The 26,806-nt window shown below is 38.3% G+C and carries 26 protein-coding genes; 15 read left to right on the top strand and 11 right to left on the bottom strand.

Annotated features, from left to right (window positions below):
* Window positions 1-11: 11 nt before the first annotated feature.
* From panC to HDE70_RS23085, 3 genes are all read left to right on the top strand, one after another.
* Window positions 12-878, top strand: a complete 867-nt coding sequence (gene panC, locus HDE70_RS23095) for a pantoate--beta-alanine ligase (protein WP_409339003.1) — start codon at window positions 12-14, stop codon at window positions 876-878.
* Window positions 879-922: 44 nt separating this feature from the next.
* The gene (gene panD, locus HDE70_RS23090) at window positions 923-1,273 is read left to right on the top strand and encodes an aspartate 1-decarboxylase (RefSeq protein ID WP_111635459.1); all 351 of its coding nucleotides are present in this window, start codon (window positions 923-925) and stop codon (window positions 1,271-1,273) included.
* 90 nt (window positions 1,274-1,363) lie between these two features.
* Window positions 1,364-2,503 (top strand): acyl-CoA dehydrogenase, encoded by a 1,140-nt coding sequence (locus HDE70_RS23085; RefSeq protein ID WP_183891962.1) that lies wholly within the window; start codon window positions 1,364-1,366, stop codon window positions 2,501-2,503.
* A gap of 65 nt (window positions 2,504-2,568) precedes the next feature.
* On the opposite strand, the gene HDE70_RS23080 is transcribed toward HDE70_RS23085, so the two are convergent.
* Window positions 2,569-2,916: a phage holin family protein gene (locus tag HDE70_RS23080; protein ID WP_183891961.1), complete on the bottom strand. Its 348-nt coding sequence runs from the start codon at window positions 2,914-2,916 to the stop codon at window positions 2,569-2,571.
* Between the two features lie 18 nt (window positions 2,917-2,934).
* Here HDE70_RS23080 and HDE70_RS23075 point away from each other — a divergent pair, with 18 nt between their 5' ends.
* The 5 genes from HDE70_RS23075 to HDE70_RS23055 all read left to right on the top strand — a co-directional run bounded on the left by HDE70_RS23075 (window position 2,935) and on the right by HDE70_RS23055 (window position 9,382).
* Complete coding sequence (locus tag HDE70_RS23075; protein ID WP_183891960.1) at window positions 2,935-3,369, top strand: hypothetical protein; 435 nt, start codon at window positions 2,935-2,937, stop codon at window positions 3,367-3,369.
* Between the two features lie 206 nt (window positions 3,370-3,575).
* Window positions 3,576-4,040 (top strand): ribosome assembly cofactor RimP, encoded by a 465-nt coding sequence (gene rimP, locus HDE70_RS23070; protein WP_183866268.1) that lies wholly within the window; start codon window positions 3,576-3,578, stop codon window positions 4,038-4,040.
* Between the two features lie 2 nt (window positions 4,041-4,042).
* Window positions 4,043-5,278 carry a transcription termination factor NusA gene (gene nusA, locus HDE70_RS23065; protein WP_111635455.1) on the top strand — a complete coding sequence of 412 codons (1,236 nt, stop codon included), beginning with the start codon at window positions 4,043-4,045 and terminating at the stop codon, window positions 5,276-5,278.
* A gap of 72 nt (window positions 5,279-5,350) precedes the next feature.
* Window positions 5,351-8,419 carry a translation initiation factor IF-2 gene (gene infB, locus HDE70_RS23060; protein ID WP_183866267.1) on the top strand — a complete coding sequence of 1,023 codons (3,069 nt, stop codon included), beginning with the start codon at window positions 5,351-5,353 and terminating at the stop codon, window positions 8,417-8,419.
* 96 nt (window positions 8,420-8,515) lie between these two features.
* Complete coding sequence (locus HDE70_RS23055; protein ID WP_183891959.1) at window positions 8,516-9,382, top strand: hypothetical protein; 867 nt, start codon at window positions 8,516-8,518, stop codon at window positions 9,380-9,382.
* On the opposite strand, the gene HDE70_RS23050 is transcribed toward HDE70_RS23055, so the two are convergent.
* The 3 genes from HDE70_RS23050 to HDE70_RS23040 are packed head-to-tail and all read right to left on the bottom strand — an operon-like array spanning window position 9,366 to window position 12,573.
* Entirely contained in the window at window positions 9,366-10,601 is a 1,236-nt protein-coding gene (locus HDE70_RS23050) for a glycosyltransferase family 4 protein (RefSeq protein WP_183891958.1), read from the bottom strand. The genes HDE70_RS23055 and HDE70_RS23050 overlap by 17 nt on opposite strands.
* A gap of 23 nt (window positions 10,602-10,624) precedes the next feature.
* Window positions 10,625-11,434: a DUF5672 family protein gene (locus tag HDE70_RS23045; protein ID WP_183891957.1), complete on the bottom strand. Its 810-nt coding sequence runs from the start codon at window positions 11,432-11,434 to the stop codon at window positions 10,625-10,627.
* Window positions 11,435-11,466: 32 nt separating this feature from the next.
* On the bottom strand, window positions 11,467-12,573 hold the full coding sequence (locus HDE70_RS23040; RefSeq protein WP_183891956.1) for a glycosyltransferase family 4 protein: 1,107 nt from the start codon (window positions 12,571-12,573) through the stop codon (window positions 11,467-11,469).
* Between the two features lie 135 nt (window positions 12,574-12,708).
* Here HDE70_RS23040 and HDE70_RS23035 point away from each other — a divergent pair, with 135 nt between their 5' ends.
* Window positions 12,709-13,578 carry a glycosyltransferase family 2 protein gene (locus tag HDE70_RS23035; RefSeq protein WP_183891955.1) on the top strand — a complete coding sequence of 290 codons (870 nt, stop codon included), beginning with the start codon at window positions 12,709-12,711 and terminating at the stop codon, window positions 13,576-13,578.
* Window positions 13,579-13,580: 2 nt separating this feature from the next.
* On the opposite strand, the gene HDE70_RS23030 is transcribed toward HDE70_RS23035, so the two are convergent.
* Genes HDE70_RS23030 through HDE70_RS23010 form a run of 5 tightly spaced genes read right to left on the bottom strand, consistent with a single transcriptional unit; the run spans window position 13,581 to window position 18,694 of the window.
* On the bottom strand, window positions 13,581-14,285 hold the full coding sequence (locus HDE70_RS23030; RefSeq protein ID WP_183891954.1) for a glycosyltransferase family 2 protein: 705 nt from the start codon (window positions 14,283-14,285) through the stop codon (window positions 13,581-13,583).
* Between the two features lie 19 nt (window positions 14,286-14,304).
* Window positions 14,305-15,120, bottom strand: a complete 816-nt coding sequence (locus HDE70_RS23025; RefSeq protein WP_183891953.1) for a glycosyltransferase family 2 protein — start codon at window positions 15,118-15,120, stop codon at window positions 14,305-14,307.
* Window positions 15,121-15,131: 11 nt separating this feature from the next.
* Window positions 15,132-15,917 carry a glycosyltransferase family 2 protein gene (locus tag HDE70_RS23020; RefSeq protein WP_183891952.1) on the bottom strand — a complete coding sequence of 262 codons (786 nt, stop codon included), beginning with the start codon at window positions 15,915-15,917 and terminating at the stop codon, window positions 15,132-15,134.
* A 9-nt stretch (window positions 15,918-15,926) separates the two neighbouring features.
* The gene (locus HDE70_RS23015) at window positions 15,927-17,753 is read right to left on the bottom strand and encodes an ABC transporter ATP-binding protein (protein ID WP_183891951.1); all 1,827 of its coding nucleotides are present in this window, start codon (window positions 17,751-17,753) and stop codon (window positions 15,927-15,929) included.
* Window positions 17,754-17,791: 38 nt separating this feature from the next.
* Window positions 17,792-18,694 (bottom strand): glycosyltransferase, encoded by a 903-nt coding sequence (locus HDE70_RS23010; protein WP_183866258.1) that lies wholly within the window; start codon window positions 18,692-18,694, stop codon window positions 17,792-17,794.
* A 95-nt stretch (window positions 18,695-18,789) separates the two neighbouring features.
* Here HDE70_RS23010 and meaB point away from each other — a divergent pair, with 95 nt between their 5' ends.
* Window positions 18,790-19,683 carry a methylmalonyl Co-A mutase-associated GTPase MeaB gene (meaB, locus tag HDE70_RS23005; RefSeq protein ID WP_183891950.1) on the top strand — a complete coding sequence of 298 codons (894 nt, stop codon included), beginning with the start codon at window positions 18,790-18,792 and terminating at the stop codon, window positions 19,681-19,683.
* Window positions 19,684-19,690: 7 nt separating this feature from the next.
* Here meaB and HDE70_RS23000 read toward each other — a convergent pair whose 3' ends face one another.
* Entirely contained in the window at window positions 19,691-20,347 is a 657-nt protein-coding gene (locus HDE70_RS23000; RefSeq protein WP_183891949.1) for a glycosyltransferase family 32 protein, read from the bottom strand.
* 6 nt (window positions 20,348-20,353) lie between these two features.
* The gene (locus tag HDE70_RS22995) at window positions 20,354-21,652 is read right to left on the bottom strand and encodes an aminopeptidase P family protein (RefSeq protein ID WP_183891948.1); all 1,299 of its coding nucleotides are present in this window, start codon (window positions 21,650-21,652) and stop codon (window positions 20,354-20,356) included.
* 169 nt (window positions 21,653-21,821) lie between these two features.
* Here HDE70_RS22995 and HDE70_RS22990 point away from each other — a divergent pair, with 169 nt between their 5' ends.
* From HDE70_RS22990 to recG, 5 genes are read left to right on the top strand one after another with little or no spacing between them, the layout of a single operon-like run.
* On the top strand, window positions 21,822-23,168 hold the full coding sequence (locus tag HDE70_RS22990; protein WP_183891947.1) for an OmpA family protein: 1,347 nt from the start codon (window positions 21,822-21,824) through the stop codon (window positions 23,166-23,168).
* Between the two features lie 52 nt (window positions 23,169-23,220).
* A complete protein-coding gene (locus HDE70_RS27455; protein ID WP_317617434.1) occupies window positions 23,221-23,379 on the top strand; it encodes a DUF6728 family protein in 159 nt (52 codons plus the stop codon).
* A gap of 3 nt (window positions 23,380-23,382) precedes the next feature.
* The gene (locus HDE70_RS22985) at window positions 23,383-23,763 is read left to right on the top strand and encodes a RidA family protein (protein ID WP_183866253.1); all 381 of its coding nucleotides are present in this window, start codon (window positions 23,383-23,385) and stop codon (window positions 23,761-23,763) included.
* Complete coding sequence (locus HDE70_RS22980) at window positions 23,747-24,682, top strand: EamA family transporter (protein WP_260161934.1); 936 nt, start codon at window positions 23,747-23,749, stop codon at window positions 24,680-24,682. Before HDE70_RS22985 ends, HDE70_RS22980 begins: the two co-directional genes overlap by 17 nt.
* A gap of 18 nt (window positions 24,683-24,700) precedes the next feature.
* The gene (gene recG / locus HDE70_RS22975) at window positions 24,701-26,806 is read left to right on the top strand and encodes an ATP-dependent DNA helicase RecG (RefSeq protein ID WP_183891946.1); all 2,106 of its coding nucleotides are present in this window, start codon (window positions 24,701-24,703) and stop codon (window positions 26,804-26,806) included.

The raw sequence follows: 26,806 nt of genomic DNA, 5'->3' as shown, positions 1-26,806 counted from the left end.
ATTAACCAACTTTGGACTTTGAAATTTTACAACCCGGTTTGGAAGTTATAAATACAATAGCAGGATTAAATAGCTTGCTGAAGCCACTAAAACTGGCTCAACAAAAAATAGCATTAGTGCCTACAATGGGCGCTTTGCATAAAGGACACGTATCTCTCGTAAAGATCGCTCAACAACATGCAGATGTTGTAGTTTGCAGTATTTTCGTGAATCCAACGCAGTTTACTGACCCTAAAGACCTGGAAAAATATCCAAGGCCACTACAGCATGATATTGAAATGTTGCAGGATGCGGGATGTGATTATGTGTTTATGCCGTCCGTAAAAGAAATGTACCCTGTGCCTGAAAATTGGCATATTGATCTCGGACCAGCCGAATTTTTGCTGGAAGGAGAGTTCAGAAAAGGGCATTATCAGGGCGTAACCCAGATCGTTAAGAAACTTTTTGATGCAGTTGATCCTGATCTGGCGTTTTTTGGTCAGAAAGATTTTCAGCAGGTATTGATGATCCGTAATATGGTTGCTCATTTCAATTTGCCGTTAAAGATTGTTTCCTGTCCGATTATCAGGGAAGAAGACGGGCTGGCTATGAGTTCCAGAAATATTCACCTTTCTGCTGTGGAGCATGAGCATGCATTGGTATTGAGCAAAGCCCTGACTTATGTGAAGGATCATTTTCAAACAGAAACTATAGAAGTTTTATTAAAAGAGGCCATAGCTATCATTCAAAGTGTAAAAGGGGTAGAACTTGATTATTTTACAATTGCGAACAGCGAGACGCTTCTTCCTGAAAAAGATAAGGCAGCACAGCATCTGGTTGCCCTGGTTGCGGCAAAAGTCGGAGATACCAGGCTGATTGATAACATGATGCTGAACTGACAAGAATTACAATGAATCAATATAATATTATCTAACTTTACAGCATGATTATCGAGATATTAAAATCGAAAATACACCGTGTCAGGGTGACACAGGCGGAATTAAACTATGTAGGCAGCATCACAATTGATGAGGACCTGATGGATGCCGCGAATATCATTGCTAATGAAAAGGTGCAGATTGTCAATAATAATAATGGGGCAAGATTTGAAACCTATGTGATTAAAGGTGAGCGCGGTAAAGGTACAGTATGTTTAAATGGTGCGGCTGCAAGGCAGGTACAGGTTGGAGATACTTTAATTATCATTTCTTATGGTTCTTTACCTATTGAAGAAGCTAAATTGTATAAGCCTATCCTGGTGTTCCCTGATGATAACAATCATCTTCTAAAATAATTATTTTTCGGAAAGATACTATGCAACCATAGTATCTTTCAGTTTGAAATACTAAATTTGGCAAAAAGTAATTTTCCAAAAATAATTATTATGCTATTTCAACTAAGTGAAGAACAATTGATGATCCAGCAGGCTGCGAGAGATTTCGCGCAGCATGAATTAAAGCCTGGTGTAATTGAAAGAGATGAACATCAGAAATTTCCGGCGGAGCAAGTGAAAAAGCTTGGCGAACTGGGTTTTTTGGGAATGATGGTTTCAGAAAAGTTCGGTGGAAGCGGATTAGATGCGGTTTCATACGTGCTGGTTATGGAAGAGCTTTCTAAAGTTGACGCCTCAGCTTCAGTTGTGGTTTCTGTCAACAATTCTTTAGTTTGCTATGGCTTAGAGGCTTATGGCTCTGAATTTCAAAAAGAAAAATATCTTAAACCTTTAGCTTCAGGACAACAAATTGGTGCATTTTGTTTATCTGAGCCAGAAGCGGGTTCTGATGCAACTTCTCAGCAGACTACTGCCGAAGATAAAGGTGACTATTACCTGTTAAACGGAACAAAAAACTGGATTACTAATGGAAGCAATGCTTCTACTTACCTGGTTATTGCACAGACGCATCCAGATCTTAAGCATAAAGGGATCAACGCTTTTATTGTAGAAAAGGGAATGGAAGGTTTTACAATCGGCCCTAAAGAGAATAAAATGGGCATCCGCGGATCTGATACACATTCTCTGATGTTCAATGATGTAAAAGTCCCTAAGGAAAACAGAATTGGTGAGGATGGATTCGGATTTAAATTTGCGATGAAAACTTTAGAGGGCGGCCGTATTGGTATCGCTGCTCAGGCGCTTGGTATTGCGGCTGGTGCATACGAACTGGCACTGGCTTATGCTAAACAACGTAAATCATTCGGTAAACCAATTGCAGAGCATCAGGCGATTGCTTTTAAGTTAGCAGATATGGCTACAAGTATTGAAGCGGCAAGAATGCTGGTTTATAAAGCGGCCTGGTTAAAAGATCAGGGCCTGCCTTATACGCTGGCTGGTTCTATGGCCAAATTATATGCTTCTAAGGTTGCGATGGATGTGACAGTTGAGGCTGTTCAGGTACATGGTGGTTATGGATTTGTTAAAGAATACCATGTAGAACGTTTAATGCGTGATGCAAAAATTACACAGATTTATGAAGGTACTTCTGAAATCCAGCAAATGGTTATTTCAAGAGAGATATTAAGATAATATAATTGATCAGAATTTTATATAAAAAGGCTGTTTTCTATTTGGAAAACAGCCTTTTTATGTTTTTAGTCGTTATCGGTACCGGCAATCGTACCGAATAAAGCTTTGATTACAGCCACTACGATGGCTAAAAATGCAGCAGCAAAGAAGCCGGAAATATAAAATTCTTTCATCATATTAGCTACTAAAAGGATCATTAATACGGTAATGATAAAAGACATCAGTCCCAGTGTCAGAAAGTTGATTGGGAAAGTAAGCAGCCTTAAAACAAATCCGATGGTCGCATTGGCCAGTGCAATCAGTACGGCAGCAATAATTGCGGTACCGAATCCATCAATACGAACGCCCGGAACAAGGTATGAGCCCAGCAGCATGGCCAGACCCATCAATAAAATTTCAATAATAAGTTTCATAATGTTTAGTTTTAAAAAATGTACAGCCGTTTAGTAAAATCAGTTCCGGTGCTGTTTGGGATTGCTTGTTTAATGTCATGTTCCTCAGCAAATAATAAGCCACTTTCTGTCCGGTTTTCATCGGATAGTACTGCAATTATCTTTTCAGACATTGATCCTGCTGGTTTGGGACTGATCAGGAATATTCCAGGGGTGGATACTGCGCATGCTGATTTAATTACTGTTTTAGAGACTCCTGATGACGAAGATACTACAGGCATGGAACATAATATACCCGGTAAGCTGGAAGTAACGGACAGTACTTTGGTTTTCAGACCTGCTGAATCATTTATTTCAGGAAAAAATTATTTAGTCATCTCGTATATGAATGCGCAGTTTGCCAGTACGGATAAAATAATCAGCGGCCGGCTAAATCATAGTGTAAAGCCTCAGCAGGTCGTGCTAAAGCGTTAAGTCTTTAATTCCTTCCCGTTTAATTTTTTTTTATTTTCTGTTTCAGGCTGTTATTTAATTTTTTTAAATTAGTTCTGTTAAACAGCATATGGATTTACAAGCGGTATTTGTTTTTATTTTTGAAATAAAATCCCTACCTTTGCACTGATATAGAGGGGCAAGAGGGGGCAGATGTCCCCTCTTTTCTTTTATCCGCAAATTGGTTTATGCAAGTAGAGAAGAGAGTAATAGAATTAGTAGAGGAAAAAATTTCGGACAGACCGGAGTTATTTTTAGTTGAGGTGAAGTTGTTGCCTGGCAATAAGTTAATCATTCATGTGGATGGTGATCAGGGCATCAGTATTCAGGATTGTGCTGCGATTAGCAGACATGTTGGATTTCATCTGGAAGAAGAAAATACTATTGAGAAAGCATATAATCTGGAGGTTTCCTCTCCTGGTGTTGGCGAGCCTTTAAAGCTTCAAAGACAATATGAGAAAAACATCGGACGCGAATTGAGTGTTAAAGTTACCGGAGGTGATATTATGGAAGGAAAACTGCTGGATGTAAATGAGCAGTCGATTACTATTGAAGCGAAAGTAAAAGAAAAAGGAAAGAAAGCACAATTGGTTGAAACCAGTCTGGACTTTAGTAATATAATAGAAACAAAGGTTTTAATTTCATTTAAATAAAAATGAGCAATATTAATTTAATCGATTCATTTCAAGAATTCAAAGAGTTCAAGAACATCGACCGTCCTACGGTGATCAGTGTGCTGGAAGAAGTATTTCGTAGCATGTTACGTAAGAAATATGGTACTGATGAGAATTGTGATGTAATTGTTAACCCTGATAATGGTGATTTAGAGATCTGGCGTACAAGAAAAGTAATGGAAGATGGCTTTTCTGAAGATGACGATCTTGAAATCGAACTGGCTGAGGTTAAACAGTTAGATGCAGATATGGAAGTTGGAGACGACTACATTGAGCAGATTACTTTAGAGAGTTTTGGAAGAAGAGCTATTTTAGCTGCTCGTCAGACACTGGTATCTAAAGTACTTGAATTAGAGAAAGACGAGATCTTTAAGAAATATAAGGACAGAGTTGGAGAAATCGTAACAGGAGAAGTTTATCAGGTTTGGAAAAAAGAAACGTTAGTACTGGATGATGAGGGTAATGAGTTAATTATGCCTAAAACTGAACAGATACCGGCTGATTATTTCAAAAAAGGTGATACTGTACGTGCGGTAATCTTAAAGGTGGATATGATGAATAGCACACCAAAGATTATTATTTCAAGAATTGCCCCTGAGTTTTTACAACGTTTGTTTGAAATTGAGGTTCCTGAGATCTTCGACGGTTTAATTACGATTAAGAAAATTGTTCGTGAACCAGGAGAACGTGCTAAAGTAGCTGTGGAATCTTATGATGACAGAATTGACCCGGTGGGTGCTTGTGTTGGTATGAAAGGTTCACGTATCCATGGTATCGTGAGAGAACTTAAAAATGAGAATATTGATGTAATCAATTTCACTAATAATATTTCTCTTTATATCACAAGAGCTTTGAGTCCTGCTAAAATCACTTCCATCAAATTGGATGATGTAACTAAACATGCTTCGGTTTACCTGAAGCCTGACCAGGTTTCTCTTGCAATTGGCCGTGGTGGACATAATATCAAGCTTGCCGGTAAATTAACTGGTTACGAAATTGATGTTTACCGTGAAGCTGGTGAAGAAGATGAAGATGTGGATATCGAAGAATTCTCGGATGAAATCGATAGCTGGATTATCGATGAATTGAAATCAATTGGCTGTGATACAGCAAGAAGCGTACTAGCGCTGTCAGTAGACGAATTAGTAAAAAGAACTGATCTGGAGGAAGAAACTATTAAAGAAGTTATCAGTATATTACAGTCAGAATTTGAATAAGCGTTGACTTGATGAGAAAAAACAAGAATAAACGTTACTTTTGTATAAGAATTAAGAAAAAATAGGATATCAATGTCAGACGACAAACCAATAATTTTATTCAAAGCAGTTAAGGAACTTAACGTAGGGATAGCTACGGCCGTTGAGTTTTTAGAAAAGAAAGGCTTTTCTGTTGAGAATAAACCCACTACTAAACTCTCCCGCGATATGTATAATGCATTATTGAAAGAGTTTCAGGGAGATAAAATCGTAAAAGAAGAAGCCAATCAAATTGTTATAGGTAAAATTCGTCGTGATGAGCCTGAAGTAACTGAAAAAGTTACGGATGCACCTAGAAAAAATGTTGAATTCGAAAGCGAGGGTATTTTAATCAAAAACCTTCATTCCTACACTCCTCCTACAGTTGAGAAACCTAAGGAAGAAGTAAGCCCTGCCCCTGCTCCTGAAAAAGAAGCGGTAGTGGAAAAGGAAACTGAAAAGGTTGAAGAAGGCACATTAAAAGGTGTTAAAATTGTAGGGAAAATTAATCTTGACGATTTAAACTCTAAGACCCGCCCTGCAAAAAAAGAAGAACTTCCAGCTGCTGAAGTTGTGAAAGCTGAAGCTCCGGTTGTACCGGCTGCTCCCGTTGAAACACCTGCACCAGCAGCGATTATCCCGGAGGCACCTAAGGTAGTTCAGGAGGAAGTTAAGCCAGTAGAAAAACCTATTGAGGCTAAACCTGTTGAAATTAAACCTGAAGTAGTTAAAGCTGTGGAAGAAGAAGTTAAAGAAGAAAAACCAAAACCTGTGGAATCACCTGTTGTTAAAGCAGAGCCGGTTAAAGAAGTTGTTGCACCGAAAGCGGATAAACCTGACGAAGTTGAGGTTATCAAAGCCCGTTCTGTAAAACTTTCCGGACCAAATATTATTGGTAAAATTGTCTTGCCGACAACACCTGAACGTAAATCGCAACCTGTCGCTTCTTCGGCGGACAGCAATGATGCGAAAAGGAAACGCAAGCGTAAAAAGGCTCCGGGTGCACCTGGACAGAATCAGTCGTCGGGGGGTAATCCTTCAACGCCTAATCAGCAGGGAGGAAACAATCCTGCTGCACCTGCAAAACCTGCGGGTGTGCCAACTTTTACCAACAGACCTGATTTCAGGAACAATACAAATAATACAGCCAACAGGCCTAACTTTAGAAACAGCAAACCAGGCGGACCTGGAGGCTCTAAAGAAGAACCTACGGAAAAAGAAATACAAGATCAGATTAAAGCAACTCTTGCACGTTTAAGCGGAGCTGGTAAATCTGGTAAGTTTGCACAGCGTGCAAAACTGCGTCGTGGTAAACGTGACGATGTGGCTCTTTCTGCGGAAGAAGCTGCAATGGAGCAGGAACTACAGTCTAAAGTGTTGAAAGTAACAGAATTTGTTACGGCAAACGAATTAGCAAGCATGATGGATGTACCGGTTACCAAAATTATTGGTACCTGTATGAGTCTTGGTATGTTCGTTTCGATCAATCAGCGTTTAGATGCAGAAACATTAACGATTGTTGCAGATGAATTTGGTTACGAAATACAATTCGTTAAACCGGATGATGAAGGTGATAGTATTATTGAAGAATCAGATAATCCTGAAGATTTAGTACCAAGAGCACCGGTAGTTACGATTATGGGTCACGTCGATCATGGTAAGACCTCTTTACTGGATTATATCCGTAAAGCGAATGTTGTAGCTGGTGAAGCGGGTGGTATTACACAGCACATTGGTGCTTATATGGTAACTACACCAACTGGTAAAAAAGTAACGTTCTTAGATACACCGGGTCACGAAGCCTTTACAGCGATGCGTGCACGTGGTGCGAAAGTAGCGGATATTGCAATTATTGTTGTTGCAGCGGATGATGCAGTGATGCCTCAGACTAAAGAAGCAATCAGTCATGCTCAGGCAGCTGGAGTTCCTTTGGTATTCGCCTTCACGAAAATTGATAAACCGGGAGCAAACTCTGATAAGATCCGTGAGCAGTTATCAATCATGAATATCCTGGTAGAGGATTGGGGTGGTAAATTCCAGTCTCAGGAAATCTCAGGTAAAAGCGGCTTAAATGTTGATCTTTTATTAGATAAAGTATTATTAGAAGCTGAATTGTTAGAATTAACAGCTAATCCTAATAAACGCGCTACTGGTAGTGTAATTGAAGCGACCTTAGATAAAGGACGTGGTATTGTCACTACTGTACTGGTTCAGGCTGGTACTTTAAAAGTGGGTGATCCGATTTTAGCGGGTAGCTACAGTGGTCGTGTGAAAGCGTTATTTAACGAACGTGGACAAAAAGTAGAACAAGCCGGACCTTCAGTACCGGTACAGGTATTGGGTATGCAGGGCGCACCTACAGCAGGTGATAAGTTCAATGCTGTAGAGAATGAGTCTGAAGCGAGAGAGATTGCAAACAAACGTTTACAATTAATGCGTGAGCAGGGCTTGAGAACTCAGAAACATATTACACTGGATGAGATTGGCCGTCGTTTAGCGATTGGTAACTTTAAAGAGCTTAACCTGATTGTTAAAGGTGATGTGGATGGTTCGATTGAGGCATTAGCCGATTCATTACTGAAACTATCTACTGAAGAGATCCAGATTAATATCATCAGTAAAGCGGTAGGTCAGATTTCAGAATCTGATGTATTGTTAGCTTCGGCTTCTGATGCGATTATCATCGGTTTCCAGGTTCGTCCTTCTTCAGGTGCAAGAAAGCTTGCTGAAGCTGAGCAAATCGATATCCGTCTGTACTCAATCATCTATGATGCGATCAATGAAATCAAAGCTGCGATGGAAGGTATGCTTGCTCCTGAATTCCAGGAGAAAATTACTGCAAACGTTGAGATCAGAGATACCTTCAAAATCACGAAAGTGGGAACGATTGCTGGTTGTATGGTATTGGATGGAACGATTACACGTAACAGTAAGATCCGTATTGTAAGAGACGGTGTGGTTGTATACACTGGTGAGCTGGCTTCACTGAAACGTTATAAAGATGACGTGAAAGAAGTAGCAAGAGGTTACGAATGTGGTCTGAACATACAGAACTTTAATAACATTGAAGTTGGTGATATCGTTGAAGCTTACGAACAAGTAGAAGTAAAAAGAAAGTTATAAGTTTATAAATAACTTGTATATATAACACCCTGTTAAGGTTCTTAAAAAGATTTTTAGCAGGGTGTTTTTTTTATAAAGAGAATTTAAAGAATAGTGATGAGCATTATAAAAGTTGGATATTTAATTTCATATGATTATGAATTTGTAAAAACATCTTTGCGAAGAGTATATAACTCTGTAACCGAAATAGTTTTTGCAGTTGATATCAATAGAAAAACCTGGGCTGGAGAAGATTTCTTCATCAGTGATGATTTTTGGAAATGGGTTAAAGAAACCGATGTTGAAAATAAAATCACTATTTATGAGGATGATTTTTCTATTCCTGGATTAACCACTATGGAATGTGATACCAGGGAGAGAAATATGTTAGGAAAGCGGATGGGTGCTTGTGATTGGTATGTTCAGATTGATTCAGATGAATACTTTTTAGATTTTGAAGCATTTGCAGCTAAGCTGAGAGAGTTTAAACCTGTTGTTCCGACAACAATCTGCTGCAACGTTACTACTTTGTTTAAAGAGCTTAATACAGGCTATCTATTAATTGATGAATCGGTAGAAACCTTAAGTTTTGCTACAAATAACCCGGTTTATCATGTGGCCAGAAATAATCAATCTGGTAATGAACATTTGTATTGGGATGATCTCGTTTTACACCAGAGTTGGGCAAGAACTCCAGATGAAATCAAATTAAAGCTAACAAACTGGGGACATAAGGATGATTTTAATACCACAAGCCTATATAAATTGTGGAATGCAATCGATGAGTTTAATTATCATTGTTTAAGTAATTTTCATCCCTTATCTCCATCCACATGGCCTAAACTTAAATTTATTCCAGGTGATGTCAATGAGATATTAAATTCATCGCTGCTTAAAGAACTCAGAGGTAAAAATGGACTGAGTTCAAGGAAGAAAAAGAATTTTTTATCAAGGTTATGGAAGAAGATCAAATCTTCTTTTTAAATAACCATAAGATCTTCTTAAGGAATTCAGGTCTTCCATATAAATCTATACATCTTTTGATATAATCATTAACAAGCTCTTTCGAAAAGTCAACAACTAATGACTTTTCATTTTCCTGATATGGTAGCTTCAGATGTTTAAAAATCAGGTTCTCCAAACTTTTTGCAATTTTACCGGCTTTATAATCTGTTGATATTTTTTGTTTTGAGGCTTTGGATAATCTCACTCTGATCTGAGGATCCTCATATAGACGGGTTAGTGCTGCTGCAATTTTTTTGCGGTCACGCTTAACTACAAATCCCGTTTGGTTATTGTCAATAACTTCTATCTGCGCATTATCTCTTTTCTCCGTGCTGATTGTAACGACTGGTGTGCCGCAGGTCATAGCCTCAGCGAGTACCATTCCGAAACTCTCTCCGATGCTGCTTGCCGCAAGGAAAACGTCCATAGCTTTGTAATAAACAAGTAGCTGACGGAGGTCTGATGTGGTACTCAAAGTAATAATTTTATCGCTGATGCCTAACAATGCTGCATGTGCTGCTATTTTAGGAGTTGAACCCAGTAATAAGAATCTTGCTGCTTCATTCTTTTGAGCAAATTCTGCAAATCCATCTAAGGTAATCAGGTCGAATTTATGGTCATCTGACCTGCCGATCCTGCCTGCAATAAATTTATCCTGAAGGTTATTAGCTTTTTTAAATCGGTTGACTTCGTCTTCCGTTGGGAGAAGTGAGTTAATATGATCAATATCTACAGGATAAGGCAGTACTTTCCTTTTTGAGGCGTAATTGTCTTGCAGTTTCATATCCAGCTTCATCCGGCGGACCAATATCATTTTAGAGATGTACAGATCATAATCAATCATATCGTAAAATGGAGAATTATCAAATTGCCCGAATACATTGGTCTGAATTACTATTCTAGGCTTATTCGCTTTGATCACCTTGAAAAGTTCTGGTTCAAGTGAGCCGTTTCCATGCCAGTGGAATACATCTGTTTCTTGTAATAGTTGTCCGAGTTTTACCAGGTCACCGTTAAGCTGAATAACTTTAATACCTAAATCTTCAATTAATCTGACCCGTTCCCCTCCGTTAAGCAGCGCTATAACAGTTACTTCAAAAAGGTCTTTATTTAAAAACTTACTAAACAGTTGAACTGCATATTCTGTTCCACCTAAACCGAGCTGATTTACTGCCTCTATAATTCTTATTTTCTTCATTGTATTAAATCTCTTATTAGCGCTTATTCTCCGATGGTCACGCCTGCTTTTTCAAAAAATGGTTTCCAGAATTCCAGGTTTCTATCCCATGCATGACAGCCGAACGGTAATTCGCCTTTGGTAATATCAAATCCGTGCAGATAGTTGTTTTCAATCGCAAAATGTACGGCTTGTTTATATCCTGGAATTTCCAGGCGCCTTGCTTTTCTGTTCACTTCGAGGCTCCAGAAAACATCCTCATTAAAATAATGTTCAGGTCTGCTGTTGTAAACCTCAATTTCTTTCTGATCTTCCAGACAGATGTCATGAAACTTTTTGGTATGGCGTAATGAAAATCCGCCGTTACCTACCCGGTTCTCAAATTGTAAATCGGTAGGCAGATCGGTATGGGGTTGTTTTGTGTTTTTTTTACGATGCAGGTAACTGAGAGCCTGATTTTTAATTCTTTTGATAAGGTCTGGATAAGCTGTGTATCTTAACCAGGGGGCTCCTATATAATCGTAACCCTGATTACACCAGTAGCTTAAATCATCTCTAAAGACAAATGCATCAGGCTGATAAATAAGAATAAAAGTATACGCAAGAAATTTTTCATAAAAGAGGGAAGAAAGCATCAATTTATTATATCCTTCGATGTCTTGAAAAAATGCGTCGTCAAATGAAATTACCTCGTCAAATTCAAAACCGTACTGGCTAAGGCTAAGATGCTGAGGTTTTACTGCAATTATTTTATGTTGGGATAGAATTTTAAAGCATTGTCTGATCGAAATTTCTTCTAACTTATTTAGCTGAGGTTTATATAGAGGGATAATAATTGCGGCTGTATTATTCATTGAAGTTATTCTGAATTGGTTTAGTATTTGATTTAAGCTTGAATTAACGCGTTGTAGCAATCCAGCGTTTGATTGAGGCAGTTTTTGAAAGTAAATTCTTTAACACGCTCATAACCATTATTGATATACTGTTTCCTTAAATCTTCACTATCGATCAGCCTTGAAATTACCTGGTTTATTGAATGTGTATCAGCAGGATTGAAATAACTGGCTGCATTACCTCCAACTTCTGGTAAGCAGGAAGTTTCACTACAAGCAACTGCACAACCGTTTTTAAAGGCTTCAAGCATGGGTAGACCAAAGCCTTCTTCAAGCGATGGATATATAAATACCAATGCATTTTCATAGAGCTGTTGTATTTGGGCATCCGTAGCATTGACTTGTGTTGTACGCGTTGTGATGCCTGATGTTTCCAATAAGTTAAGCTCTCCCGGATCAAATGACCCGCCTCCCGCACAAATAAGATGCAGGCTTTTATCCAGGTTTAAAATAGGAGAGACTGCATCAATCATAACTTTGAAGTTTTTATATAATGCATTTCTATCTCCTACATACAATAAAAATCTTTGCGGAAGAATATCCTGTGCTGAAACCAGCTTTGTTTCAGGAAGGCCATGGTACACTACTCTGATTTTAGCCGACAGGTTAGGATAATGACGCAAAATTTCCTGTTTGGTGTAAGTGGAAATTGCTATAATAAGATCCGCAGATTCAATCATGATTTTTTTTTCGCGGATCACCTTTTCTACATCTTCAAAAAGATAGGAAAAGTTCTCATGGATCATATCATGAACAGTCAGCACCAGTGGTTTTTTTAAATTCCCCAGAAAATAGGGATTATAGTAAGTTGCATGGAGGATTTCGAAATTAGCTTTACTGATCTTATAATCAGCGAAAAGAAGATTCCATTTTTTTCTCCTGTACAATTTTTTTAAAAAGGTCTTACCAAACCAGTTATTCATCAGTTGAGGGAAACTTCGGACATAATAATTAGTCGAATAGACCAGAGGCAGCTCCGCACTGAATTCGTTGGTTTTATTAATAGCTTCAATCAGGTTTGCAAAATATCTGGATATACCACCATAATTTTGCAGATCGAACATTTGGGGCTCATATAGAATACGGGACTGCTTCAGCATATAAAAATTGTATAGGTTGTTTTATATTCCATTGGCTTAACAATCAATATTCTGCTTATGATAAATTGCTAACTTTGGCAAAGTTAATCAATCGATTCTTTAACCTGTAGAATATAGAGGTTTTCATTTAAAATTATGCCGAATAAATATCCGAAAATCACCGTTATAACACCTTCTTTTAACCAGGGAGCGTATCTGGAGCATACTATGACTTCAATTTTGGATCAGGGGTATCCTAATCTTGAATATATCGTTATTGATGGCGGAAGTACAGATAATTCGGTAGAAATTATTCAGAAGTATGCACACCTTCTAACTTATTGGGTAAGTGAAAAAGACAAGGGGTTGTATGATGCATTACAAAAAGGATTTGAAAGATCTACGGGGGAAATCATGTGCTGGATAAACTCTGACGATATGCATCATAGAAGGTCATTGTTTACTATCGCAGAACTGTTTGAGGACTTCCCTACAGTGAATTGGATTATGGGCAAGAATACTTATTACGATGAAGCAGGCAGGGCATTTGTTTATGGCATTGATTTTTTTAACGAAAGGTGGTCGAAGTGGAAAATGTATGATCAGGATGGTCAGTATATTCAGCAGGAGTCTGTTTTTTGGAGACGTAGTTTATGGGACAAGTCCGGTGCTTATATAGATACTACTTTTTCTCTTGCGGCTGATGCAGAGCTGTGGGCGAGATTCTTCAGGCATGATCAGCTCTATTCAACGGAACTTTTGCTTTCTGGATTCAGGTTCAGAAGTGGAAATCAAAAAAGTAAGGATCAAAGGGCAGAATATATCGCAGAACTCGGGGCTGTTATTCAGCGGGAATTACAAGTTGGGAATGCGAAGACCCATTTATTATTTATCCGTTTGATGAAATATGTGGCCAAGCTCATCCCCATCAGAAAAATAAAATATAAACTAGTTATGAAAATTATGGCTGTACCGCCAAGGATAGTATATAACCCTGATGGAAAGTATTGGTTCAGCTGGAAATAAGATTATGCACCTCTGTTAAACAGCCACCATTTTAATTCTCTGAACTGGAATCGTATCCAGATGGAAAAACCGAAATATTTAAGCATTAATCTGCCTTTCTCACTTTCAAATAGCTTGTCTTTAGCTAAAGAAGAAATGCCTGTTTCATTAAAATCAGCAAGAATAAAATCGGCGAACTGAATTTTAAAATCCGGATCTGCCCAGCATTTCATATTCAGATGATGGTCTGCTGAAATGCGATATCTTTCATCGAAATGATATTTATCAAATACCCTTTTAGGATAGATCATGGATTGGTGACAGATCCCGATTTTGGCCTGATTATAGGGATTCAGGTAGCCTAAGTATTTTTCTTTGCCCTTCAATACACTTCCATAGTATATGGTGTTTTTTTCCTGAAGACCAGTTAACATAGGCGAAAAATCGGGCAAGAGGAGGTCATCGGCGCCTAAGAAATAAACCCAATCTCCAGTCACCATTTTTAATGCCTTGTTCATAGCATCATATATCCCATTATCCTTTTCACTGATCCATTTTGTTATAATATCACTATTTTTTTTAAGAATATCTACCGTTCCGTCCTGGCTTAATCCATCAACAACGACAACTTCCAATGGAGTGTATGTTTGTTTTTTAATACTGTCCAGGCAGTTTTGCAAATCCCGGGCGGCATTATAGGTGACGATAATAATAGATACTTTGTCCATGAAAACTTGTTTTTTGATATTAATCTTGAAGGTATTGTGAAATACCCAGGTCACAACTTTTTATTGCATCTTTTAAAGTGCGGTTGAGAATCCCATCATTCACTAATAAATGAGTTCTGGCTATTTCAGGATGATAGATATGAAAAGTAATCGCGGCAAATTTAATAATCCTTTTCTTTATACCGGCATTTACAAGCCTGATGGCAAGTTCACTGTCCTCTCTTCCCCAGCCTACAATGGCTTCATTATATCCGTTTACCTTCAACAAGTCTGTTTTCCAGAAAGCCATATTACAACCTCTTACATAAGCAATATTACCTGCCTTATACCTGGCGGCCAAAAAATGGGTAAGGAAGGGCAGCTTTATTCCATTCAAAAAATTGGTTATTCCTTTAGAGAAAACAGAGACGTTAATACTGGTTTCCTGAATCAGTTTTGCTGATAATGCGGAAGACATATTGACACGTGTGCCTGAAACAAAACTTCCGGGTCTTGCGAATTTCATATGATCACGGATAAAGTCCTTTTCCAGGATCAGATCTCCATCGATCTGCACAATATAGGCTTTGGACGCCTTAACTATGGCTTTATTTCTAATTTTTGAAAGCTGAAAGCCATCATCCTGCTGCCAGACATGAATTAAGGGAACTGGAAAGTTTTTCTGATGTCTTGTGATGAGGTTCTTGGTTTCTTCAGCAGAACCATCATCTGCAATAATAACTTCATCGGGCAGTATGTGCTGCTTACTGATGCTGATCAAGCACAGATTTAAAGCTTCAGTCCAGTTGTAGGTAGAAACAATCAATGAAATACCTGGAAATGCTGGTTCATTCATGTTTGATTGAGTTAGAGCTGTGCAATACCATTATCACAAGCTTTTATCTTTTTTTGGAGCGTATATTGTACAACCTGCGCATGTACTGGTTCGTTTGTTCTCGGGCTTTCTCCGTGTGACAAATGAAATTGAATTGCCTTGAATTTAACTGCTTTTTTCAGTATTCCATTATTAATAAATCTTGCAGCAAGTTCCTCATCTTCATGTCCCCAGCCTTTAAGGTCGTTATTATACCCATTGATCAGCAAAAAATCTGATTTCCAATAGGCTAAGTTACTTCCTCTTACACTATTTGAGTTACTTATTTTTTTTTCAAATAAAAATGCCAGCAAGGGTAAACGGATACCGTTAAAGCGGTTAATTATCCCTTTGGACAAGAAATTAAAACTGATCTTTTGAGTACGGTAAATCTCAGACAGCATTTTTTGAGCAATATGAGCACGGGTACCCCTGATAAAGACACCAGCTTCAGCAAGGGATTGATGATCTTTAATGAAGTTTTTGTCCAGGATCACGTCTCCGTCCACCTGTATAATATATGTTCCCTTAGCTTTTTTAATGGCAGTATTTAAGATAATAGATTTTCGAAATCCTGAATCTTCATGCCAGACATGAATTAAAGGGACTGGAAAATTACGCTGGAATTTTTCAATTAATAATTTGGTGTCCTGCCCTGATCCATCATCTGCAATGATAACTTCAGCTGGAAGCACTTTTTGATTTTTAATACTTAATAAGCATAAATTAAGTGCTTCCGGCCAATTATATGTAGCTACTATCAATGAGGTTACGGGCATATAAAATGATTAATCTGCAAAGGTTTGCATATCTATTAGCCTTCTGTATACGCCTTTATGGTTGAGTAATTCAGCATGACTTCCAGATTCAACGATTTTACCCTGGTCTACCACAAGAATCATATCCGCATGTTGAATTGTACTTAACCTGTGTGCGATTATAATAGAGGTCCTGTTTTCCATCAATCTGTTCAGCGCATCCTGTACCAGTCTTTCTGATTCCGTATCCAGTGCTGATGTGGCCTCATCAAGAAGCATAATCGGCGGATTTGCTAATACAGCCCTTGCAATACAAATACGTTGTTTCTGACCTCCGGATAATTTATTTCCCCGGTCTCCGATACTGGTTTCATAACCTTCGTCAGTATTCAGAATGAAATCATGGGCATTGGCAATTTTTGCTGCTGCAATAACTTCATCTCTGGTTGCCTCAGGTTTACCAAAAGCAATGTTATTGAAGATTGTTTCATTGAATAATATGGACTCCTGGTTTACAGTTCCCATTTGTCGTCTCAGGCTATTCAGCGCAACATCTTTTAAATTGATATCATCGAAAAAGATATTCCCTGATTTTGGATCGTAAAATCTTGGAATCAAATCAATCATTGTACTTTTTCCACCACCGGAAGGGCCTACAAGTGCAATATTCTGACCTTTTTTGATTGTAAAGTTTATATCATTTAATACTTGTTTTTCACCATAGTTGAAAGACACATTTTCAAAACGGATAGTTTCTTTGAAATCCTGAAGTTGTATGGCATTTTCTGCATCTGTCAATTCAGGTTTAGTATCTATCAGGTCTAATACCCGCACACCAGCCGCCAATCCGGAGTGGATTGAACTGAATGAATCTGACAATGCCTTTACAGGCTGCATAACCTGTGAAAAGGTAGCAATGTAAACTAGGAATTTTGAAGGGGTAAGATCCCCCTGGTTTTGCAGGATCATACTTCCTCCGTAAAGAACAATAAAAACAACCACTAATACGCCCAGCGTTTGTGAAACTGGTGAAGCCAGTTGCTGTCTGCGTGCCATTTTCCTGTTTAAATCCGAATAAAGAAGGTTTTCATTATGAAATTTATCTTTGATCCTGGTTGTTGCATTAAAAGCTTTAATGATTCTGATACCACCAAGCGCTTCATCCAGAAAGCCAATCATTCTTGCAAAGCTTTCGTGAGATTCTCTGGCCTGCTGTTTTAATCTTTTGACAATTTTACTGATAATAAAACCTGAAACAGGGATTACCAGTAGAGAAAACAAAGTCAGTTTCAGAGATATTGATAACAATACAACGATATAAAAAATAAGTTGTACAGGTTCTTTAAATACGACTTGTAAAGTATTGGTCACTGTACCTTGTACAACCTGTACATCTGAGGCAACCTTAGAGATGATGTCACCTTTTTTTTCATTGCTGAAATAGCCCAGGTGAAGATCCATTACATTGTTAAAAACGGCTTTCCGAAGATTTAATAAGGTGTGTACTCTCAGGTCTTCCATGAAGCGCTGGGAGAGATAGCGAAAAAGATTCGCTAAAAATACACAGATTACGATGGCTCCGCACACAATTTTCAGGGTGTATAGTTTGCCATAGTTCTCAATAGTATAATTAATATAGGCGTTGATATGTCCGATGAAATCAAATGCAGATGCTTTTTCCAATAATGTAGGGCCGGCACTTGCGGTCTTCGAAGAAAAAAGTGTTTCCAATAATGGGCCCAGCATTGTAAAAAGGAGCGTATTGAAAAATATGGCAAGTATAGTTACCAATGCATAAGGAATAGCGTATTTTTCTATCGGCTTTGCAAAGGCGAGTAATCTGAAATAGGTCTTCATTAAAATCTAAAAATTTTCCAAAGTTACGGATTTACGGGCTATTTAATGATGATGTAGTTTTTATATTCACCAATACGCCATCCAGTTAGCATTTCAATCCGGTGCAGAAACATTCTCCGTGGTGATAAGTCTATCTTATTCGGGTTATGTTTAAAGGTCCAGTCTTGTGCTGCAATAGTGTCTTTCATCGTTGCCGGATGCGGCTCTTCGAAAGGAGCCAGGATATCAGCAACAGTTCCGAAATCGAAGGTCTTGAATTTTTTATAGTGTTCCAGAACGTGTTCCTTTGGCGCATAATAACTGCCGAAGCTCTTTACTTTTCCCAGCAATAGATCCGGGTTGCGGCAATAAGAGTAATGAAATATACGGGCATTCAGCAATTTAACCTTTAGCTTTCTGCTGTTCGTGTTTTTTTCGTAATCTGCTAAGGATGGATAACTTCTAAAACCTTGTGAATCTTTATAAGAATAATAAGAAGGATCATTTCTGATAATCCTGATTTCTCTGCGGTGCCATTTTCTGGTTGTACCTCTATGTTTGTAATCTCCTATGAAATGAAGAAAATTGAATAAAAAACCTTCTACTTTTTTATCATGCAGGTTATCTTCCATAGCTTTTTTTATTTCAGCCAGGTCATCTTCATGAAATACTTCGTCAGACTGAATATGAAACGCCCAGTCGCCGGTTACTGCTTTCAGACCGATGTTGGACTGTTGAGCGAATACTTTGCCACCTTTGATCAGATCATCATCCCAAACGGTATCTATGATCCTGATCTTGTCTGAGCCGATAGCTTCAATGGCTTCGCGTGTTCCGTCTTCCGATTTACCTACCACAGCTATAAATTCATCACACAAAGGGAGTATAGATTTTATAGATTCAATTACAGGATATCCGTATTTGAAACTATTTCGCATATAAGTGAAGCCGCTTACTTTCATTTTGATCGCTTTGATAAAGAATTACTAATTATTTATTTTGCTAAAGAATATATATTCTGGTTCTTTGCAGGCAAAGATAGATTAAGTTTTTGCCAATGAAAACCATAGCGCAATATTTGTCGGCCATACAAGAAGGTGATTATTTGTCTTTAGCAAGGGTACTGACACTTATTGAAAATTCTCTTCCCGGCAGCAGTGAAATACTAAAGGAACTTGTGATTAATCAGCAGACTCCGGTAATCGGTATTACCGGCCCTCCGGGTGCTGGCAAAAGTACACTGGTCAATGCAATGATTGATAAGCTCAGCGGGCAAGGTAAAAAAATTGCAGTTTTGGCTGTTGATCCTACTTCTCCTTTTAACCTGGGTTCTTTATTAGGCGACAGGGTGCGGATGTCTGCACATTTTAACAACCCAAACGTTTTTATTCGTTCTGTGGCCACGCGGGGTTCTGTTGGAGGACTTTCTGCAAAAATCATTGAGATGACAGATGTACTAAAAGCATCGGGCTTTGATTACATTATTGTAGAAACGGTTGGTGTGGGCCAGTCGGAGATTGAAATTGCAGGTTTGGCAGATATAACAATGGTCATTTTAGTTCCTGAAGCAGGTGATGAGATTCAGCATATTAAATCAGGTTTAATGGAGATAGGTGATGCTTTTGTAGTCAATAAAGCAGACCGGGAGGGTGCAGATAGTTTTGCCAATCAATTGAAGAAAATGCTGCATCAGCGTGTTCATGCAGTACCGGTATTTAAAACAGTTGCTGATAAACAAACTGGTGTGGATGAATTGCTGGCCTGGCTTACCAGCGTGGAAATTCAGAAGAATGAGAAAAAGTTATTCTTATATACTGAAAAGGCATATAAATTAATACAGAATGATAGAATGTTTGATGTGCTGAAGGCTGAACTTCAACAGGAAATTGCTGAAGTTCTTGAACAGAAAGATTTTAACCTCTATCGGTTTGTAGCAGCATATGCTAAATAAAGAGCAGTTAATCCTGTTTGAGCACGGGAGTAGTCAATTGCTTCTTTTTCCAGTGATCGCCTTTCTCATATAAGAAAAACTTTCCCAGTTTATACTTTACCTTTAAGTAACCATTGTAATCTGTGCCTAATATCCGGTGTGGAATTTCAGGATTGTCTTTTAAAGACTCCACAATAGCCTTGGTATAAACAGTAGGCCCGGTCATCTGGTGGACATCGTGCGGATATTTGTTCTGACGGATATTTTCAAGGACCATTTCCATTGTTCTTTTCAGGAATGGATGTTCAGGACTATAAATTAACGCCCATTGTGCAAATAAATCGGGATTTCCTTCTCTGGTGATGATCGCGGCATCGCCAGGCTCAATGAATTGATTCAGACTTCCGTTAATACCACTGTCAATATCTACGTAGATCCCACCTTTCTTATAGAGAACTGCATAACGGAAGAAATCTGCTTTAGCTGCTCCTATATTTATTTTTTTATAAAGGGATAAAACCTCTGCACCATATTCTTGAGCCAGAAAGGCTTCAATCCGCTGGTCATCATAAAATTCATAAGTGTAGTCAGGATTTTTCTTCCTGAACCTGGCAATATGCCATCGGGTTAATAAAGGCAGTTTTGACGTTTTGAAGGTCTGGTGTATTATTTTTGGTATTGACATGTCTTCTTATAAGGTTGAGCTGTTCATAATTTCTTCTATTTCTTCAGCTTCAATTGGGATGTTGGCCATTAAATCGATGTTTCCATCAGCAGTAAGCAATATGTTGTTTTCCAGCCGGATACCAAACCCTTCTGCCGGAATATAGATTCCAGGTTCACAAGTCATCAGGTTGCCTTCCTGGAAAGGAGTATAGCGGTTTGCAAAATCATGGACATCAAGGCCGAGATGATGGCTGATGCCGTGCATAAAGTATTTTCTGTAAGCAGGATATCCCGGATTTTGATTTTTCACCTCTTCCATAGAGATGAGCTTCAGCCCAACAAGCTGTTCAGTCATCAGTTCACCTGCCTTTTCATTATAGTCATTTCCAGTGGTCCCGGGTTTCATTAGTTTTTTGGCTTCCTGCATCACGTGCTGTACAGCTTTATAAACACTTTTTTGTCTGGGTGTGAATCTGCCGTTTACAGGAATAGTACGTGATAAATCTGCATTGTAATTCGCATATTCTGCACCAAAATCCATCAGGATCAGTTCATTATCTTTACAGACTTGATTGTTGTCGCCATAGTGAAGAATGTTTGCGTTATTACCAGAAGCAATAATTGGCGGGTAAGCATGTCCGGTAGCTTGCTGACGGATAAATTCATGGATGATCTCTGCTTCGATTTCATATTCAGTTACTTCTGGCTTCGTAAATTTAAGCACCCGTATAAAAGCATCTCTGGTGATGTCACAAGCTTTTTGGATCAGCTGAATTTCTCCCGCAGATTTTGACGCTCTCAGCTCGCGCATAATTGGTGCCGCCCTTTCGTAATGATGTAAGGGATACTTAACTTTCATCTCTTCGATAAAACGGATATCGCGATAAGCTACAGTATGTGCTCTGCTATCATTTTCATTTGTATTCAGGTAAATATGGTCTGCATAAGCTATAATACTGTGAAGAATATTGTCAAAATCTTCGATCCAATATATCTTTTTTATACCGGAAGCACTTTCTGCCATTGCTTTAGTATATTTATGCCCTTCCCACACTTTAATATGCTCATTTGTCTGTCTTAAAAACAGGACTTCTCTATATAATGGATTAGGACAATCAGGATAAAGCAGCAGAATTGTGTTCTCCTGGTCTATTCCAGTAAGATAAAACAAGTCACAATTTTGTTTGAAAGGAAAATTCTGATCGCCGCTTCTTGGAAACTCATCATTAGAATTGAATATAGCTAATGAGTTGTTTTTAAGGTGTTTATTGAAGTTTATCCGGTGATTTACAAAGAGATCTTTTTCTACATTCTGATATTTCATATTCAGCTTTATCGGTAGACAAATAAAGGGAAATATATCGAATTCTTAAAATTTGTTAAAATTGGAACGGAGTTTGTATATACCTTGTGAGAATTAAAAATTTGTTTAATTTTGCTACACAAAAAAATTATACATTTTTAAATTTGTTTAACCTTAAAAAAGAAAAATTATGAATTATTCTACTTTAAAGAAGGGTTTAGCAGTTTCTTTTGTTGCTGTAATGGGTGTTACCACTCTTGCTTCAGCTCAAACTGATTCTACTTCCACTTCATCTTCAGCCAAAGTATTTGGTGGAAGAGGCCAGTACAGAACTTGGTCAATTGGTGTTAATGCTGGTGTTTTATCTCCATTCGTTGCGATTGGCGGTACAAATGACTTCAAAAATGCTGACGTTAACTTAGGTTACGGTATTTCATTGAAAAAACAACTGGGTCATGCTTTTGGTTTAGAAGGTAACATTTTCCGCGGAAAAGTTTCTGGAACAAACAAAGATATGCCAGGTGGTCAACAAGATGGTTTCACTGGATTTGAAACTCAAATCGGTTATGCTGCTGACATTAGAGGTGTTGTTAATGTTGCAACTGTAGATTTCTTACGTCGTGAAAATTCAGTTAACTTCTTCGTTACTGTTGGTTACGGTTTAGTTGCTTATGCTCCTAAAGTAACTTCAGTAGGTGGTGCAGTAACTGACTGGAAAGACAAAGCTGGTGATAGCCATGACAAAAAATACGTTAAAGAAGCTTACATCCCAGTTGGTGCTGGTGTGAAATTCAAAGTTTCTGACCGTGTTGCGTTTAACTTAGGTTACACGATGCACTTCATTGATGGCGATAACTTTGATGGAGTTTACGCTAAAGGAACAACTAAAGATAAATTCTCATACGGTTATGCTGGATTAGAATTCTCATTAGGTTCTAAAGCTAAACCAAACCTTGATTGGGTTAACCCACTTGCAATGATGTATGATGAGTTAAAAGACCCTTCATTACGTCAGGAAGTTGAAGCACTTAAAACTCGTGTTTCTAACGTTGAAAAATCTGTTGAAGATTTGAAAAAAGATAGCGATGGAGACGGTGTTTCTGACCAATTTGACAAATGCCCAGGAACTCCTGCTGGCACAGCAGTTGATGGTTCAGGATGTCCACTTCCTGTTGCAGCAGCACCTACAGTAGTAAATGCTTCTAACGCAACTGGTTTCGAAACTATCCAGTTTGAATTCAACTCTTCAGTTTTAAAAACTGAATCTTACCCTACTTTAGATAAATTATCTTCTGTATTGAAAGAAAGCAATGGTAAAGCCTTAGTAAAAGGTTATGCTTCTAGCGAAGGTACTGCTGCTTACAACTTGAAATTATCTAAAGACAGAGCAAACTCAGTAAAAACTTACTTAGTTAACTCTGGAGTTAGTGCTAGCAAAGTTGCTACAAAAGGTTTAGGTGAAGCAAATCCAATCGCTTCTAACGATACTGAAGAAGGTCGTATCCAAAACCGTCGTGTTGAAACTTCAAGAAACTAGTATTTCTTAAACAACATAGAAAAGGGTTCTGATTTATCAGAGCCCTTTTTTTATGCGCTGGATTTTATACATTTGTGTTATGTACTTTTTTAGAAAAAAAGATCCGGACAGGCCAACTAGTATTGATATCAAAATCATGCATGTCATTAATGCGCTTGCTATCTCAATTTTTATTATTGGAATTACTTTGAAACTTTTACACTGGATATAAATAATGAAGACAATCATCAATACCCCGAATGCACCAGCTCCGATCGGCCCTTATAGCCAGGCTGTATTAGCTAATGGATTTCTATATGTATCTGGACAAATCCCAATTAACCCTGCAACAGGGGAGCTTACTCAGTCTTCTATCAAAGAAGAAACTGAACAGGTAATGCGTAACCTGAATGCTGTATTACTGGAAGCAGGTTTTGAATTCACACATATCCTGAAATCTACTATATTTTTATCAGATATGGACTTATTTGCAGAGGTAAATGAAGTTTATGGATCTTACTTTGAATCTGACTTTCCTGCACGTGAAACTGTAGCTGTAAAAGGATTGCCTAAAGGAGTAAATGTGGAAATCTCAGTGATTGCTTATAAAGGATAAATTGGCGGCGGGGTCAAATGTACGTTACCTGCTGGCAGGATTCATCCCCTTTGTGATTTGGGGATGCTTTGCTATTCCTTTAAGAAATATCAAAGGCTTCCCGTCTGAAGAGATTTTGTACTACCGTATATTTACCTCCCTGATTTTAATCTGGACAGTCATCCTTCTTTTCAGAAGAAAGCAGTTGAACACTGATATTGCTTATGTAAAAGCAGTCTCTAAGAAACAGCGGTTTACTTATCTGTGGCAGATCCTTTGTGCAACGGTCTTTCTGGTGCTCAATTGGTACACCTTTATCTACGCAGTCAACAATGTAAGTCTGACCTCTGCGGCGTTTGCTTATATGGTCTGTCCATTATTGACTGCTTTTGGCGGTTTTGTGATCCTTAAAGAAAAATTATCACCTTTAAAACTGATTTCTCTAGTCGTTGCGCTGATCAGCGTTGTTTTTTTAGCGACGGGCTCATTGAGAGATGTGATATGGTCGGTAATTATTGCTGCATTTTATGCGGGTTACCTGGTGATCCAGCGAAAAATGCAGGGAATTGATAAACTTAATGTACTGGCTGTTCAATTTTTAGTAGCCTGTTTAATTCTGCTGCCGTTTTTCATCTGCCAGTATAATGGGGTTCCGCAGAGCAGCTGGTTCTGGATACATATTCTGATTATCGCTGTTGTATTTACAATTATCCCCTTGTTTTTAAGTCTTTATTCGCTGATTGGTATACCTTCCTCTACATTGGGAATTTTGATTTATATCAATCCGATTATTGCTTTCGCTATTGCAGTGTTTTACTTTGGCGAGTCAATTGATGTCCATCAGGTTTATGCTTATGTACTTTTATTATTTTCAGTAATTTTGTTTAACTGGAACTTGATCAGGACTATATTTACTGCTAAAACCTTATCTAATATTTAATACCTAATTACCAACAACTTGTTTGCTTCTGATTTAGATACAACGATTGAATTTTTGAAAGGAGTAGGCCCTAAACGTGCTGAAATTTTACAGAAAGAATTAGGTATATATACTTATGCCGATTTGCTGGGTTGTTATCCTTTCCGGTATATTGACAGAACACGCTTTTATAAAATCAATGAGCTTGATGCTGATTTACCCTATGTTCAGATCCTTGGACGGATTACTGGCAAGGAAACTATCGGTGAAAAACATAAAAAAAGAATTGTAGCCAGACTGACCGATGAAACCGGGACTATTGAACTGGTTTGGTTTCAAAGTTTGAAATGGGTAGATGAAAATGTGATGCGCGGAAAGGTTTATATTGCCTTTGGCAAGCCGACCGTTTTTAATGGTTCTTACAGCATTTCTCATCCCGAAATGGAGAGTTATCCCAGACCAGCCACATTGACTGGAAACCTGACCTTACAGCCTGTTTACAACTCTACAGAAAAACTGAAGAAATTTTCACTGGATAGTAAAGGAATTCAGAAAATGCAGGCCCTGGTAATTGAACAATGTCTGCAAGAAATCAGGGAAACAATTCCCGCTTATATTCTGGATAAGTACCGGATGATTAACCGCAAGGAAGCCTTGTTAAATATCCATTTTCCAAAAGATACAACTGCTTTACAAAATGCACAGCGCAGACTGAAGTTTGAAGAATTATTCTTCATTCAGCTTCAGCTCTTAAGTAATAAACAATTCAGAGAACTAAAATTCAAAGGGCATCTGTTCAGTACCGTTGGTGAAAGAGTAAATACTTTTTACAAAGATATTCTGCCATTTGAACTAACTGGTGCACAGAAACGGGTGATCAAAGAAATCAGGCTGGATACGCAGCGTGGCATCCAGATGAACAGATTAGTACAAGGTGATGTTGGAAGCGGAAAAACAGTGGTGGCTTTAATGAGTATGCTGCTGGCCAATGATAACGGTTATCAGGCCTGTATGATGGCTCCAACAGAAATTCTGGCGCGTCAGCATTATCATTCTATCTCTTCATTACTGGATGGAAGGCTGATTAAAGTGGATATTTTAACTGGTAACACGACCAAGAAACAAAGAGTACTTTTGCATGAACAGCTAGAGGCTGGAGAAATCGATATTCTGGTGGGTACACATGCACTGATTGAAGATAAAGTAGTCTTTAAAAATCTTGGACTGGTAGTTATTGATGAACAACATCGTTTTGGGGTAGAACAAAGAGCTAAGCTCTGGCGCAAGAATAGTACTCCTCCACACATCCTGGTGATGACTGCTACGCCAATTCCAAGAACACTGGCTATGACCTTATATGGAGATCTTGATGTTTCTATGATTGATGAATTGCCTGCGGGAAGAAAGCCCATTGAAACTAAACATTTGGTGGAAGGGCAGCGCTTAAGGATGTTTGGGTTCATGAAAACAGAGATTGCTAAAGGCAGACAGGTTTATGTGGTTTATCCATTAATTAAAGAAAGTGAAAAGCTGGATTTACTTCATCTGGAAGCAGGTATAGAACAAATGCGGTATCAGTTTCCATTGCCGGATTTTCAAATTAGTATTGTACATGGGCAGATGCCTAATAAGGATAAGCAATATGAGATGCAGCGGTTTATAGACGGTCAAACGCAAATCATGGTAGCGACAACGGTTATAGAGGTAGGTGTAAATGTTCCTAATGCCTCTGTGATGATTATAGAGAATGCAGAAAGGTTTGGGTTGTCACAACTGCATCAGCTGCGTGGTAGAGTGGGCAGAGGTGCAGAACAATCTTTTTGTATCCTGATGTCTGGCGAAAAACTAAGCAGAGAAGGCAGAAAGAGATTAGAAACTATGGTAATGACCAATAACGGGTTTGAAATCTCAGAAATTGATCTGGAGTTGCGCGGGCCCGGAGATCTGTCAGGTACCATGCAAAGCGGAGTGCTGGATCTGAAACTGGCAGATTTAGTGAAAGATCAGCAGATCTTACATGAAGCCAGAAATACGGTGATTGAGGTTTTTCAGCAAGACCCTACGCTTTCTTTACCGGAAAATGCTTTACTGAAGCGCTTTGTCGATAAAAAAAGCAGAGGGATCGCTTTGGATAAAATATCTTAG

It is taken from the genome of Pedobacter cryoconitis (genome assembly GCF_014200595.1).
Taxonomy (GTDB): Bacteria; Bacteroidota; Bacteroidia; order Sphingobacteriales; family Sphingobacteriaceae; genus Pedobacter; species Pedobacter cryoconitis_C.
The sequence above is the reverse complement of the archived record's forward strand: the minus strand, read 5'-3'. Positions and strand labels throughout refer to the sequence as shown.

Coding starts and splice junctions, on each gene's coding strand:
- panD (WP_111635459.1), top strand. CDS start 923: ATGATTATCGAGATATTAAAATCGAAAATACACCGTGTCAGGGTGACA.
- HDE70_RS23085 (WP_183891962.1), top strand. CDS start 1,364: ATGCTATTTCAACTAAGTGAAGAACAATTGATGATCCAGCAGGCTGCG.
- HDE70_RS23080 (WP_183891961.1), bottom strand. CDS start 2,916: ATGAAACTTATTATTGAAATTTTATTGATGGGTCTGGCCATGCTGCTG.
- HDE70_RS23075 (WP_183891960.1), top strand. CDS start 2,935: ATGTACAGCCGTTTAGTAAAATCAGTTCCGGTGCTGTTTGGGATTGCT.
- rimP (WP_183866268.1), top strand. CDS start 3,576: ATGCAAGTAGAGAAGAGAGTAATAGAATTAGTAGAGGAAAAAATTTCG.
- nusA (WP_111635455.1), top strand. CDS start 4,043: ATGAGCAATATTAATTTAATCGATTCATTTCAAGAATTCAAAGAGTTC.
- infB (WP_183866267.1), top strand. CDS start 5,351: ATGTCAGACGACAAACCAATAATTTTATTCAAAGCAGTTAAGGAACTT.
- HDE70_RS23055 (WP_183891959.1), top strand. CDS start 8,516: ATGAGCATTATAAAAGTTGGATATTTAATTTCATATGATTATGAATTT.
- HDE70_RS23050 (WP_183891958.1), bottom strand. CDS start 10,601: ATGAAGAAAATAAGAATTATAGAGGCAGTAAATCAGCTCGGTTTAGGT.
- HDE70_RS23045 (WP_183891957.1), bottom strand. CDS start 11,434: ATGAATAATACAGCCGCAATTATTATCCCTCTATATAAACCTCAGCTA.
- HDE70_RS23040 (WP_183891956.1), bottom strand. CDS start 12,573: ATGCTGAAGCAGTCCCGTATTCTATATGAGCCCCAAATGTTCGATCTG.
- HDE70_RS23035 (WP_183891955.1), top strand. CDS start 12,709: ATGCCGAATAAATATCCGAAAATCACCGTTATAACACCTTCTTTTAAC.
- HDE70_RS23030 (WP_183891954.1), bottom strand. CDS start 14,285: ATGGACAAAGTATCTATTATTATCGTCACCTATAATGCCGCCCGGGAT.
- HDE70_RS23025 (WP_183891953.1), bottom strand. CDS start 15,120: ATGAATGAACCAGCATTTCCAGGTATTTCATTGATTGTTTCTACCTAC.
- HDE70_RS23020 (WP_183891952.1), bottom strand. CDS start 15,917: ATGCCCGTAACCTCATTGATAGTAGCTACATATAATTGGCCGGAAGCA.
- HDE70_RS23015 (WP_183891951.1), bottom strand. CDS start 17,753: ATGAAGACCTATTTCAGATTACTCGCCTTTGCAAAGCCGATAGAAAAA.
- HDE70_RS23010 (WP_183866258.1), bottom strand. CDS start 18,694: ATGAAAGTAAGCGGCTTCACTTATATGCGAAATAGTTTCAAATACGGA.
- meaB (WP_183891950.1), top strand. CDS start 18,790: ATGAAAACCATAGCGCAATATTTGTCGGCCATACAAGAAGGTGATTAT.
- HDE70_RS23000 (WP_183891949.1), bottom strand. CDS start 20,347: ATGTCAATACCAAAAATAATACACCAGACCTTCAAAACGTCAAAACTG.
- HDE70_RS22995 (WP_183891948.1), bottom strand. CDS start 21,652: ATGAAATATCAGAATGTAGAAAAAGATCTCTTTGTAAATCACCGGATA.
- HDE70_RS22990 (WP_183891947.1), top strand. CDS start 21,822: ATGAATTATTCTACTTTAAAGAAGGGTTTAGCAGTTTCTTTTGTTGCT.
- HDE70_RS27455 (WP_317617434.1), top strand. CDS start 23,221: ATGCGCTGGATTTTATACATTTGTGTTATGTACTTTTTTAGAAAAAAA.
- HDE70_RS22985 (WP_183866253.1), top strand. CDS start 23,383: ATGAAGACAATCATCAATACCCCGAATGCACCAGCTCCGATCGGCCCT.